8 protein-coding genes are annotated in these 12,701 nt (G+C 76.2%); 3 read left to right on the top strand and 5 right to left on the bottom strand.

The window, feature by feature from the left end; all coding sequences use genetic code 11:
- Window positions 1–190: 190 nt before the first annotated feature.
- From ACIF8T_RS17960 to ACIF8T_RS17975, 4 genes are all read right to left on the bottom strand, one after another.
- Entirely contained in the window at window positions 191–1,438 is a 1,248-nt protein-coding gene (locus ACIF8T_RS17960; protein WP_400036058.1) for a hypothetical protein, read from the bottom strand.
- 162 nt (window positions 1,439–1,600) lie between these two features.
- Window positions 1,601–2,764, bottom strand: coding sequence for a VWA domain-containing protein (locus tag ACIF8T_RS17965; RefSeq protein WP_400036060.1), 1,164 nt, complete (start codon window positions 2,762–2,764; stop codon window positions 1,601–1,603).
- 145 nt (window positions 2,765–2,909) lie between these two features.
- A complete protein-coding gene (locus ACIF8T_RS17970) occupies window positions 2,910–5,522 on the bottom strand; it encodes a DUF5682 family protein (protein ID WP_400036062.1) in 2,613 nt (870 codons plus the stop codon).
- A 138-nt stretch (window positions 5,523–5,660) separates the two neighbouring features.
- Window positions 5,661–6,848 (bottom strand): AAA family ATPase, encoded by a 1,188-nt coding sequence (locus tag ACIF8T_RS17975; protein WP_400036064.1) that lies wholly within the window; start codon window positions 6,846–6,848, stop codon window positions 5,661–5,663.
- Window positions 6,849–6,981: 133 nt separating this feature from the next.
- On the opposite strand from ACIF8T_RS17975, the gene ACIF8T_RS17980 reads away from it, so the two are divergent.
- Window positions 6,982–8,337, top strand: coding sequence for an SWIM zinc finger family protein (locus ACIF8T_RS17980; protein ID WP_400036066.1), 1,356 nt, complete (start codon window positions 6,982–6,984; stop codon window positions 8,335–8,337).
- Between the two features lie 618 nt (window positions 8,338–8,955).
- Entirely contained in the window at window positions 8,956–10,575 is a 1,620-nt protein-coding gene (locus ACIF8T_RS17985; protein ID WP_400036068.1) for a DUF5691 domain-containing protein, read from the top strand.
- Window positions 10,576–10,664: 89 nt separating this feature from the next.
- Here ACIF8T_RS17985 and ACIF8T_RS17990 read toward each other — a convergent pair whose 3' ends face one another.
- Complete coding sequence (locus tag ACIF8T_RS17990; RefSeq protein ID WP_400036070.1) at window positions 10,665–11,081, bottom strand: cobalamin B12-binding domain-containing protein; 417 nt, start codon at window positions 11,079–11,081, stop codon at window positions 10,665–10,667.
- 500 nt (window positions 11,082–11,581) lie between these two features.
- Here ACIF8T_RS17990 and ACIF8T_RS17995 point away from each other — a divergent pair, with 500 nt between their 5' ends.
- Complete coding sequence (locus ACIF8T_RS17995) at window positions 11,582–12,445, top strand: esterase/lipase family protein (RefSeq protein WP_400036072.1); 864 nt, start codon at window positions 11,582–11,584, stop codon at window positions 12,443–12,445.
- Window positions 12,446–12,701: the final 256 nt, after the last annotated feature.

Raw genomic sequence — 12,701 nt, forward strand, 5'->3', positions numbered from 1 at the left:
ACGCGGACGCGGACGCGGACGCGGTGCCGAAACGGATGTGGTGCCGGTACGGATGCGGTGTCGCTGCGCATGCGGTGTCGCTGCGGATACCGCCCCGGCTGCTTCCGTCCGGAGACGCGGGGTGTCCGGACGGGCGGGCAGACCTGTTCCGCCCCCGCGCGGCAGGTCTACGGCGCGGGAAGGGCCTGCCTCAGGCGGGGGATACGGGAACGTCCCGGTGGCGGTCCCGGGTCTCGGCCGCGTCGGTGCGGGCGAGGGCGCCGGGCACGAGCGACAGGGGCGCCCGGTGGTCCAGGGCGACGGCGTGCGGGTCGCCCTGCCGGAAGCCGCCGCTGTCGGCCGCCGAACCGTGACCCAGGACGCCGTCCGGGCCGCCCGCGGGCGCGGGCACCGGGTCGGCGGGGGCCTGCTCGGCAGGGGCGATCAGGCGCCCCTCTCCGTGCGGCGCGCCGATCGTCCCGGCGCCGGTGAACCTCGGCCCGTGCACGCCGTCCACCGCGTCACCGCCCCGCCCGCCGGAGGCGGAGGAACCGGCCGGCGGTACGGCCGCCGGGCCCTGCGGGGCCTCGGCGACGGGCGCGGGCAGCGTGTGTCCCGGCACGGCGGGCAGCGCCGGGAGGTCCGGAACACCGGGGGTCCCGGGGAGTCCCGGGGCACCGGGCAGACCGGGATCCACCGGATCACCGGGCAGGCCGGGCAGGCCTGGTACTTCCGGCAGACCGGGCCGGCCCGGCAGCGGGTCGGGCGACGGCAGGGCGGGCAGCGCAGGCAGCGCGTCCAGCGGCGGCACGTGCTCCCGCACCCGGCCGAGCCCGTCGACGACCACGCCCACGAGATCGCCCACCGGCCGCACGACACGGTCGCCGGCACGATCCCCGACGGCCGCACCGGCCTCGGGCGCGAACGGCTCCGCCGACTCGCCGGTCCCCGCGACGGAAGCCGCAACGCCGGGTACGGCGGGGTGAGCGGGCCGGGCGGGGTGAGCGGGCTGAGTGGCGCGAGCGGGCCGAGCGGGCTGAGCGGACTGCGCCGACCACACGGACCGGGTGGCCTGCGCAGGCTGCCCGGACTGCCCGGACTGCGCGGACCGCCAGGTCTGCACGGCCTGTGCGGACTGCACGGCCTGTGCGGACTGGACGACCTGCGTGGACTGGACGGCCTGCGTGGGCTGCACGGCCTGCGTGGACCGCATGGCCTGATGCAGGGTGGCGGCCGTCTCCGTGACCGTGTCCCGGGCGGACAGGGACACCGCCGGGGCCCGGTCCGCGGGCGCCCCGGACACGACCGGAGCGCCTTCCGCCGCCTGCGCCCGCTCCCCGGAGAGGACCCCGAGCGCGAGGACCCCGCCGACCAGCAGCGCCAGGTGCAGCGCACGCCGCCCGGCCGCCGTGCGCAGCATGCGCAGAGCGGCACCGGGCAGGGCGGCTGACCAGGTCAAGAGGGGACGGTTCCTCCCGTGCGGCGGGACTTGACGCGTTGGGACCGATGAACGAGCGTCGATCCTCGCCGGGAGGTCCGAGATCGCGCAAGCCCTCTGTTACCGATGGGTACACATGTCCTTTTTGCTGGTGTCAGCCGCCGCGTCACCGTTTTCGCACGGTCACGCCGTGTCCGGTATCGGAAGCGGCCGCTTCTCGATCGCCGCCGCCATCACCTCCGGGAACAGGTCGGGGGTGCAGGCGAACGCCGGCGCGCCCAGCGCCGCGAGTGCCGCCGCGTGCTCCCGGTCGTACGCGGGCGCCCCCTCGTCCGACAGCGCGAGCAGCGTCACGAACTGCACCCCCGACGCCTTCATCGCCGCCACCCGCTTGAGCATCTCGTCGCGGATGCCTCCTTCGTAGAGGTCGCTGATCAGCACGACCACCGTCTCGGCGGGCCGGATGATCTGCGACTGGCAGTACGCCAGCGCCCGGTTGATGTCCGTGCCGCCGCCCAGCTGCGTGCCGAAGAGCACGTCGACCGGGTCGTCGAGCTGGTCGGTGAGGTCCACGACCGCCGTGTCGAAGACGACGAGCCGCGTGCTGATCGACCGCATGGACGCGAGCACCGCCCCGAACACCGAGGCGTACACGACGGACGCCGCCATCGAACCGGACTGGTCGATGCAGAGCACGACCTCCTTCTGCACGGACCGGGACGCCCGCCCGTACCCGACGAGCCGCTCGGGCACGACGGTCCCGTACTCGGGGAGGTAGTGCTTGAGGTTGGCCGCGATCGTGCGGTTCCAGTCGATGTCGTGGTGGCGCGGCCGGCTGACGCGGGCGCTGCGGTCGAGGGCGCCGGTGAGGGTGGCCCGGGTGCGGGTGGCGAGCCGCTTCTCCAGGTCCTCGACGACCTTGCGCACGACGGCCCGGGCCGTCTCCTTCGTGGTCTCCGGCATCGCCTTGTTCAGTGACAGCAGCGTGCCGACGAGGTGCACGTCGGCCTCCACCGCCTCCAGCATCTCGGGCTCCAGCAGGAGCGTGGCCAGGCCGAGCCGGTCGATGGCGTCGCGCTGCATGACCTGTACGACGGAGGAGGGGAAGTACGTCCGGATGTCCCCGAGCCAGCGCGCCACCGACGGCGCCGACGCCCCGAGTCCGGCGGACCGGTCCCGGCCCGCCTGCGGCTTGTCCCCCTTGCCGTAGAGCGCGCTCAGCGCTCCGTCCATCGCCGCGTCCGTCCCGGACAGCGCGCACCCGGTGCCGTCGGCCGCGTCGCCGCCGAGCACGAGCCGCCAGCGCCGCAGCCGCTCCCGCGCCGGGTCCGTCGGGCCGCCCGTCATCCGCGCACCCCCGTCCGGGGCCGGTCCCAGAGCGGGATCACCGGCACGGTCGTCGTCGGTCCGGCGTCCGCGCGCGGTCCCGGTCCGCTCCGCGCGGCGTGCACCGCCCCGGTCCCGTTGCCGCGTCCGCTCGTCCGGTCGTTCGTCATCCCGCCACCCCCGCGAGGTCGTCGTCGGTGTTCCTGCCCGTGTCGTCCAGGCCCAGCAGCAGCCGCACCACCGGCACGACCGCGTCGGCCCGCCCGGTGTCCAGGCCGGGCCCGAAACCGGGTGTGCCGGAGCCGGCCGCCGCGCCGCCCCTGCTCCCGGGTCCGCGCCGGACCAGTTCGCCGAGCGTGCGGCGCACCCCCGGCTCGTACGCCGAGAAGGTGCGGCGCAGCAGCGGCAGGACGTCCGTGAAGGCGTCGGCCGGGACGCCGGTCAGCCAGGCGTCGACGAGCCCGAGCAGCCGTTCGTCGTGGACGAGCAGCATGCCGCCGCCGGAGCCGCCGCCGACGAAGCCCTCGATCCACGCGGCCGCGTCGGCCGGCGGTGTGCCCGGTGACAGCACGAGTCCCATGAGCCGCGCCGCCTCGTCCGGTGCCAGCTCCCCGTCGTCCAGCAGGAGCCGCACGGCGCGCCCCCGGATGACACCGGACACGGTGTCCCGCGCGGACAGCACCCGCAGCACCGACCGCCAGCGTTCCCGCAGGTCGCCGTGGGCCGGTGCGGGCGCGTCCCCGAGGAGGCCCACCGCCGCGTGCACCGCGTCCACGTGGCGCCGCATCTCCTCGGCCGCGTCGGCGTCCAGCGCGGCACAGGCCGGGGGCAGGCCGACGAAGACCCGCTCGGCCAGGCCCGCGGCGACCTCCGCCAGCGCCCCGGTGTCGGTGCCGCGCACGTCGCCGTAGCGCAGGGAACGCACCAGGGCGGGCAGCGCCCGGGCGAGGTGGCCGACGTCCGTGTCCAGGGCGGCGCGGTCGGCGAGGACCCGCATCACCGTGGGCAGGGCGTCCGGCAGTCCGGCCAGCAGGCAGCGCTCGGCGAGGGCGGTGACCTCGGCGAGGCCGGGTGCGGCGACGGCGTCCGCCTCGGCCCTGGCGGTGGCGGCGCCGAGCACGGTCGTCCCCCACACGCCGGCCTCCGCCACCCGGACCGACAGCTCCGGCTCCCAGCGCAGCCGCCAGGTCTCCCGGAACGTCCCCGTGCTGCCGCGCGAGGCCGCCGGCTCGCCCCACGCGACGCCCAGCAGCCGCAGCCGGTGCAGCAGCCTGCTGCGCCCGGCGTCGGTCTCCTTGCGCAGGTCGAGCTCCAGCTCGCGCTCCTGCGCCTCCGGCTTGAGGCGCAGCCGGCGCTGCACCCGGGCCAGGTCCCGCTGCAACGGCACCGCCGGGGCCGCCGACGGCACCTCGCCGAGCACGTCCCCGACGACCAGCCGGTCGTGGACCAGCGCCAGGGGCACGTCCGAGCCCTCGCACATCACCGCCCGCACGGCGTCGGTCGTCTCGCCCAGGCCGGGCAGCGGACGGCCGCGCAGCGCGGCGAGCGTCTCCGCCAGCCGGACCGCCTCGATGACGTGCGCGGAGGACACGATCCGGTCCTCGGCGCGCAGCAGGCCCGCCACCTTGGTCATCCACCGCTCGACCGGCCGGTCCGGGGCGCCGAACAGATGCCCGTACCAGCCCGGCGAGTCGATGCCCGCCCCGTATCCGCTGACGCGGGAGAGGCGGCGGTGGGTCCAGGGCACCCAGGTCATGTCGGTCTTGACCTTGGGCAGGCCCTTGAGCAGCGCCCGGTCGGCGGCGACGGTGGTCCTCCGCCGCAGCGCGGGCACGTGCCAGGCCCCGCACACCACGGCGACCGCGCCCTCGAACTCGCGCTGCGCCGCGCGCACCTGGAGCCGCATGTACGCCTCGCGGACCAGGTCCCGGTCGTGCCCGCCGCTGCCGTGGGCCTCCCGCAGCGCGGTCATGGCCTCCTCCAGCACGGTGAACGGCGCGAGCGCGTCGCCCCGCCCCACGCCCCGGTGCTCGACGACGTCCTCCCACCACCGCTCGGGGTCGTCGTACCCGGCGGCCTCGGCGAGGACGCCGAGCGGGTCGATCCGGACGCCGGCGGCCGGGTCGTGTGCGCCGGTCCCCGGAGCGGCGTCCTCTGGGGCCGCCGGGCCGGGCACGCCGGCGTCCGGCGCACGCCCCTGCCACGGCCCGGTCGACGGCCCCCGCCCCCGCGCCGCGTCGGGCACGTCGTGGCCCGGCGCGCACCCCCGCGGCGTGCCGGAACCGGCTCCCGTCCCGTCCCCCGCGGTCCCGGCCGCCGCCTCGGCGTCCGTCCCCCCGGGCTCGTCCTGCCCGGCCCGGGGCGCGGATGCTTCCGGGCCGCCGCCCTCCCCGGCCCGCGGCGCGTCCACCGGCCGGTCCTCCCACGCCAGCGTGTGCGTGGCCGGCAGGTCGATGAAGCGGGCCGGGACGTCGTGCTCCAGGGCCCAGCGCAGGGCGACCCACTCCGGGGAGAACTCGGCCAGCGGCCAGAACGCCGAACGGCCGGGCTCGTCCACGGCGTGCGCGAGGAGGGCGACCGGCGGCCGCATGTCCGCGTCGGCGGCCAGCGGGACCAGGGCGTCGGCCTCGGGCGGGCCCTCGATCAGGAGGACCCGCGGCCGGGCCGCCTCCAGCGCGGCCCGCACGGCCCGCGCCGACCCCGGCCCGTGGTGCCGTACGCCGAGCAGCAGCGGCCCCGTGCGGAACGCGTCGCCCCCGGCCCCGTCAACGTCCGTCACGTGCTCCCCCTCGCCGCCGGGTCCGGCCCCCCTGACCGTCCTGGTCCGACCGCCGGGCGGTCCGGGGCGCGACGCCCGCCCGGTCCGCCGCGCCGGAGGCCGGGGCCGTCCTGCGCTTGCCGCCCCACATGGAGGTGTTCACGCGCTCACCTCCCGGCACGCCCGGTAGAAGTCCGTCCAGCCGTCCCGCTCGCGGACGACCGTCTCCAGGTACTCCTGCCAGATGACGCGGTCCGCCGCCGGGTCGCGGACCACCGCGCCGAGGATGCCCGCGGCGACGTCGCCGGCGCGGAGCACGCCGTCACCGAAGTGGGCGGCGAGCGCGAGGCCGTTGGTGACGACCGAGATCGCCTCGGCCGTCGACAGGGTGCCGCTCGGCGTCTTCAGCTTCGTACGGCCGTCGGTCGTGACGCCGTCGCGCAGCTCGCGGAAGACGGTGACGACACGGCGGATCTCGTCGACGCCGTCGGGCACGGCCGGCAGGTCCAGGGAGCGGCCGATCTGCTCGACGCGCCGCGAGACGATGTCGACCTCGGCCTCGGGACTCTCCGGCAGCGGCAGCACCACCGTGTTGAAACGGCGGCGCAGGGCGCTGGACAGCTCGTTGACCCCGCGGTCGCGGTCGTTGGCCGTGGCGATCAGGTTGAACCCGCGGACCGCCTGCACCTCCGAGCCCAGCTCCGGTATCGGCAGCGTCTTCTCCGACAGGATCGTGATCAGCGTGTCCTGCACGTCGGCCGGGATGCGGGTCAGCTCCTCCACGCGGGCCGTCATGCCCTCCGCCATGGCGCGCATGACGGGGCTGGGCACGAGGGCGGCACGGCTCGGGCCGTGGGCGAGCAGCTGCGCGTAGTTCCAGCCGTAGCGGATGGCCTCCTCCGGCGTGCCGGCGGTGCCCTGCACCAGCAGCGTGGAGTCGCCGCTGACGGCCGCGGCCAGGTGCTCGGACACCCAGGTCTTCGCGGTGCCGGGCACGCCGAGCAGGAGCAGCGCGCGGTCGGTGGCGAGGGTGGTGACGGCGACCTCGACGATGCGGCGCGGGCCGACGTACTTCGGGGTGATCACCGTGCCGTCCGGCAGGGTGCCGCCGAGCAGGTACGTCGCCACGGCCCAGGGCGACAGCTTCCAGCGGGCGGGGCGCGGGCGGTCGTCGGCGGCGGCGAGTGCGGCGAGTTCGCCGGCGAAGGCGTCCTCGGCGTGCGGCCGCAGCGCCTCGGCGGCGGGCGCGGCCGCACCCGCGGAAGCAGGGGTGCCCGCGCCCTCGTTCGCGGGCGCGGACTCGTTCTGGCTCGGGTCGGCGGACGTCGGTTCAACGGACACAGGCATGGCTGAGTCCCCCTCCAGCTCGGCCGGTTCGGTTCTGGCGTCCACCGTGCACCACGCCACTGACAATCCGCTCTGACCTGCGCAAACGCCTCCGCTGGACCGATTGTCAGTGGTGGGACCTACCGTCGGAGACATGACTCAGCAGGGGGTGCGCTGGACCGCGGACCAGGTGCTGGCACTGGCGCCTGACACCGCGTCACGCAAAGCGGGAAGCAAACTCGCCGCGGCGGGGCCGTGGTCCGGGGCGGGGTGTTCCGACGAGGGGACGGTGTGGGGGCTGTGCAAGGGCAGCGGCAGCAAGCCGTACCAGACGGTGGTCGACATCGCGGACGTCTCCGGGCCCGCGTACAAGTGCACGTGTCCCAGCCGGAAGTTCCCGTGCAAGCACGCGCTCGGACTGCTGCTGCTGTGGGCGGGCGACGACGCGGCGGTGCCCGCGGGGCAGGTCCCGGACTGGGCCGCGGGGTGGATCGCGGGCAGACGCGGGCGCGCCGGGCAGAAGCAGGACTCGGGCACCGCGGGCCCCGCGTCCGCGTCGGCCGATCCCGAGGCGGCCCGGCGCAGGGCGGAGCGCCGCGCGGAGCGGATCACCGCGGGCGTGACGGAGCTGGAGCAGCGCCTGGCGGACCTGCTCCGCGGCGGCCTGGCCTCGGCCGAGCAGGCGGGGTACGCGCTGTGGGAGGAGACGGCGGCCCGGATGGTCGACGCCCAGGCGCCGGGCCTGGCCGCCCGGGTGCGGGAGCTGGGGGCGATCCCGTCCACCGGACCGGGCTGGCCGGTGCGGCTGCTGGAGGAGTGCGCGCTGCTGCACCTCCTGGACCAGGGCTGGCTGCGCCGTGAAGGGCTGCCGGACGGGCTGGCCGCGACGGTCCGCTCCCGCGTCGGCCTGCCGGCCTCGGCGGACGGCCCGCCGGTCCGTGACCGGTGGCTGGTCCTGGCCCAGTACGACACGGCGGACACCCGCCTGACCACCCGCCGTATCTGGCTGTACGGCACCGGTTCGCACCGCACCGCGCTGCTGCTGTCCTACGGCGCCGCGGGCCGCGCCCCGGAGCTGGCGCTGCCGGTGGGCCTGGCCCTGGAGGCGGAGGTGTCGGCGTACCCGGGCGCGGGGCAGCTGCGGTCGGCACTCGGCACGCAGTTCGCGCCACCGGCCCGGACGGCGACACGCCCACCGGGCGTCACGGCCTCCCGGGCAGCCGCCCGGTACGGCGACGCCCTGCGCGACGACCCCTGGCTGGACGCCGTCCCGGTGACGCTGGACCGGGTCGTGCCGACCCCGGACGGCGACTCCTGGCAGCTGGCCGACGCCGACGGGGACGCCGCGCTGCCGCTGACCCCGGCCGCCCGGTCCCGGCCGGGCCTGTGGCGGCTGGTCGCCCTCTCGGGCGGTGCCCCCGTCAAGGTGTTCGGCGAGTGCGGCCACCAGGGCTTCACCCCGCTGGCGGCCTGGCCGCAGGGGCCGGGCGACGCGGTGGCGCTGTGCTGAGCGGACCGCGGACGGCGCGCCGCCGGCCGTCCGCAGCCGGCGTCCCCGCGTCCACCGGACGTCCCGGACCGGCCGGACACCGTCGGCCGCCCGCAACGGCCGACACCCGCCCCCGCACCACCGGACACCACCGACCAGCCGGACACCGTCAGCCGCCCGCAACGGCCAGGGCACGGCCACGCACCACCGGACACCACCGACCAGCCACACACCGCCGACCGCCCGTAACCGCCGACACCCGACCCCGCACCACCGGACACCACCAACCAGCCACACACCGCCGGCCACCCGTAAGCACCAACACCCGACCACCCGTGACGGCCAGGGCTGCCAAGGCCCGACCACGCACCGTCGGCCGGCCGGAACCGCAGGTCGGAACGGACGGCACGGGCGACCGGACTCCGCACCACGACCAGCCGTCCCGTCCGGCCCGGCACCGCGGTGCCCACCGTGCGCCGCAGGGCCCCGGCACCCCGAACCCCGCACAGCGGCAGGCCGCACGCCCGGTTCCTCCGACCCGGTGGTTCTCCCGCCATCCATGAATTTTTCGGACATCACTGGACACCCGGTGCGGGTGAGTCTCCACCCACTCCGAGACGTCCGGCGGAAAGGAAGCTCATGAACAGGACCTCCGCTCCTGTGCGCCCGGCCGTCACGGACGCCTGGGAAGGGCTCGTGACCACGGCGCTGCTCGGGACGGACCGGCGCACACCCCCGGGCTCCCGGCCGGGCCCGCAGGCGCCGGTGGCCCTGCTGGACGCGGCGGCGGTGGAGACCGTACGGCGCCGGGCCGGACTGCGGCCGGCCCGGGCGGCGGAGCGTCCGCGGCCGGCCCCCGAGGACCCGCGCCCGCCCCTGCCGTCCGCCGCCGCCCGCAGACTCTCGTTGCTGCTGGCCGACCGGCCCGGCACGGCCGGCGGACGCCGGGGCACCACCCCGGACCTGATGGAGCTGCTGCCCCAGTGGCTGGCGCTCGCGAACGCGCGCGGCTACGCACCGCCCCCGGAGGCGCTGCCGGCGCTGCTGGACGCGGCCCGCGGGCGTACGGACCTGCGTCCGGCGGCCCTGGAGTTCGCGGGTCCGCGGGCCCTGTGGCTGGCGCGGCTGAACCCGGACTGGCGGTTCGCCCTGCGCTCGGCCCCCGGCGGAGGCGCCGCCCCGCCCCACCTGGAGGACGGGGACACCGTCCGCACGCTCTGGCAGGAGGGGCTCTTCGCGGAGCGGGTCGCCCTCCTCGCCGCCCTGCGCTCCCGTGACCCCGCCGCCGCACGGGACCTGCTCGCCACCACCTGGGCGACGGAGCGGGCCGAGGACCGTCTGATGTTCCTCGACTCGCTGCGCACGGGCCTCGGCCCGGACGACGAGCCGTTCCTGGAGCAGGCCCTGGCCGACCGCAGCCGCAACGTCCGGGCGACGGCCGCGGAACTGCTGTCGGCGCTGCCCGGCTCGGCGCTCGCCGCGCGGATGGCCGTGCGGGCCGAGGCGTGCGTGGCCGTCGACCACACCGGTGACGCACCGGCCCTCGTCGTCGAGGCCCCGCACGAGTGCGACGCGGGCATGGAGCGCGACGGCGTCGTGGCCAAGGCCCCGGCGGGGCGCGGCGAACGGTCGTGGTGGTTCGGCCAGTTGGTGGAGGCCGCACCGCTCGGGACCTGGTCGCGGCGGCTCGGCGGCCGTACGCCCGAGGAGATCGTGGCGCTGCCGGTGACGGACGACTGGCAGGGCGAGCTGCACGCGGCGTGGTGCCGGGCGGCGGTGCGGCAGGGCGACGCCGCGTGGTCGCGGGCGCTGCTCGGCGAGCCCTCGGCACCGGAGGCCGGGGGCCCGGGAGCGGTGTCGCTGGCCGAGCGCGCCAAGCTGCTCGGCACGCTGGACGCCGCCGAACGGGCCGAGTGGGTCGCCGGGTTCATCGCCACGCACGGCCTGTCCGAGGCCTTCCAGCTGCTCGGCGTGTGCGCGGTCCCGTGGGCCGCGCCGCTCGGCCGGGCGGTGGTCGACGCGCTCAACATCGCGCGGGACGCGGGGAGTTATCCATGGAGTTTCAGCGGAGTCATGGGCCTGGCCGAGCGCTGCCTCGACCCTTCCGAGGCGAACCGGCTCGACGCCCTGCTGGCCGTGCCCGACGAACCGGAGAACGCCTCCCCGGGAGCCGGCGGCTACTGGGCGGAGGCGTTCCAGCGCCTGGTCACCACGCTGCGCCTGCGCGCGGCCATGACCGAGGAGCTGGGCGCGGCGTAGGGCCGCCCCGCACCGGGCCGGACGCGGCTCCCCGCCCGCGCGCCGCGACGCGACCGCCGGTCCGCACCGGCCGTGTCCCCGGAGAAGACCTACGCCTCAGCGGGCTGGCGCACGTTCGCCCGTACCCAGTCCACGATGGACGCGGTGGTCGCGCCGGGGGTGAAGATCTCCGCGACGCCCTTCTCCTTCAGCGGGGCGATGTCCGCCTCGGGGATGATGCCGCCGCCGAAGACCAGGATGTCCTCCGCGTCGCGCTCCTCGAGCAGGTCGATCACCGCCGCGAAGAGCGTGTTGTGCGCGCCGGAGAGGATGGACAGCCCGATCGCGTCGGCGTCCTCCTGGATCGCGGTGTCGACGATCTGCTCGGGAGTCTGGTGGAGCCCGGTGTAGATGACCTCCATACCGGCGTCGCGCAGCGCACGCGCGATCACCTTGGCCCCGCGATCGTGGCCGTCGAGCCCCGGCTTGGCCACCACGACGCGGATCGGACCGGCTGCCACACCCATCACTGCCTCCATGAAGCGACTACATCCATCCGTACCGACAAGTACCGCACACATCGCTCATGCCGTACACGTCGCGCGTCGCACACCGTGCGCGCGCCTGGCGTGTACCGCGCATTCCGCCGCCCACTGCCCCGGGTGCGCCGCCACGGCACGGACGTCCCGCGCCGCGGCGGCCCGGGAAGTGAACGAACGTTATCGCCAGCATCCCGCAACCGGCAGTTTCGCGCTGCACAGGGAGGGGGAAATCACACGGTGGGACACGTTCGCCGCGCACCGTTCCGGCTCCGCGCGGCTCAGGCGCCGCACGCACCAGCGGCACACGGACCGCAGCGGGCCGACGCACCGGGCAGGCCACGACAGGGCGGCGGCGTCACGCACGCCACCGGCCGCGGCCGGTCCACGCGTCGTCCGCCCGCACCGTCGGCTGCCGTCGGCGCGGCTTTCCACGAGGGCACACGGGGGACAGCGCCGTCCTCACGCGTGCCGACAGGAGGTCGGCCATGAAGGTCACCGGGGTGGCTCTGCCCTTTATCCCGTTCTGCCAGCGTCTCGTTCCCGGCCGGCTGGCCGGCCTCTCCCTGGCCCTGCTGAAGGCGACCGCCCTGGAGGTCGCGATCCTCGCCGGGCACCTCCTCCTGTATCCCTCCGGCATCGCGCAGGAGCGCCGGGTGGTCCCGTCCCCGCTCGCCTCCCCGGACGGCGCGGCCCGGCTGCCGGCGCGGGCCAGGCCCCCGGTGGTGCTGCTGCACGGCTTCATCGACAACCGCTCGGTCTTCGTCCTGCTGCGCCGCAGCCTCGCCCAGCACGGCAGGCACCGCATCGAGTCCCTGAACTACTCGCCGCTGACCTGCGACATCCGTGTGGCGGCCGAGCTGTTCGGGCGGCACATCGAGGAGATCTGCGTCCGCACGGGCAGCGAGCGGGTGGACGTCGTGGGGCACAGCCTCGGCGGGCTGATCGCGCGGTACTACGTGCAGCGGCTCGGCGGTGACAGGCGGGTCCGCACGCTCGTGACGCTCGGCACCCCGCACGCGGGCACGCGGGTGGCGCCGCTGGCCAACGCCCACCCGATCGTGCGGCAGATGCGGCCCGACTCCCCGGTGATCGAGGAGCTGGCCCGGCCCGCTCCCGGCTGCCGCACCTACTTCGTGAGCTTCTGGAGCGACCTGGACCACGTCATGGACCCGCTGGAGACGGCCTGCATCGACCACCCGGACCTGAAGGCGGAGAACGTACGGGTGACGGGGATCGGCCATCTCGCCCTGCCGGTGCACCCCGCCGTCGCCACGGGCATACGCCAGGTCCTGGACACGGCCCGTCCGGGCGAGCCGGCCGAGCGCGCCGACGGCCTGACGGTCGCCTGACCGCGGCCCGACGGGGAGCGCCCACCCTCCCCACGCCCCCGACCGCACAGAACGACCACACGTCCAACAGCCATCGACCACAACTGAATTACGGCCCACGAACCCCATTCGCCTCGAACAAGCTTCGAACACAGGGCCAAGCCCGCGTCCGCCAACCCCCGAAACACGGCCGAATGCCCGTTTCCTGCGCGCGGGAAACCTGCCGAAGATTGTCGTGCCCGCGTACCGCCGGGTACAGTCGCCGCACTGCTCTGGC

It is taken from the genome of Streptomyces sp. NPDC085946, from assembly GCF_044540485.1.
Lineage (GTDB): Bacteria > Actinomycetota > Actinomycetes > Streptomycetales > Streptomycetaceae > Streptomyces.

What these genes read in the sequence shown, in the direction of transcription:
- ACIF8T_RS17965 (WP_400036060.1), bottom strand. Translation starts at nt 2,764, where the DNA reads ATGACGGGCGGCCCGACGGACCCGGCGCGGGAGCGGCTGCGGCGCTGG.
- ACIF8T_RS17975 (WP_400036064.1), bottom strand. Translation starts at nt 6,848, where the DNA reads ATGCCTGTGTCCGTTGAACCGACGTCCGCCGACCCGAGCCAGAACGAG.
- ACIF8T_RS17980 (WP_400036066.1), top strand. Translation starts at nt 6,982, where the DNA reads ATGACTCAGCAGGGGGTGCGCTGGACCGCGGACCAGGTGCTGGCACTG.
- ACIF8T_RS17985 (WP_400036068.1), top strand. Translation starts at nt 8,956, where the DNA reads ATGAACAGGACCTCCGCTCCTGTGCGCCCGGCCGTCACGGACGCCTGG.
- ACIF8T_RS17990 (WP_400036070.1), bottom strand. Translation starts at nt 11,081, where the DNA reads ATGGGTGTGGCAGCCGGTCCGATCCGCGTCGTGGTGGCCAAGCCGGGG.
- ACIF8T_RS17995 (WP_400036072.1), top strand. Translation starts at nt 11,582, where the DNA reads ATGAAGGTCACCGGGGTGGCTCTGCCCTTTATCCCGTTCTGCCAGCGT.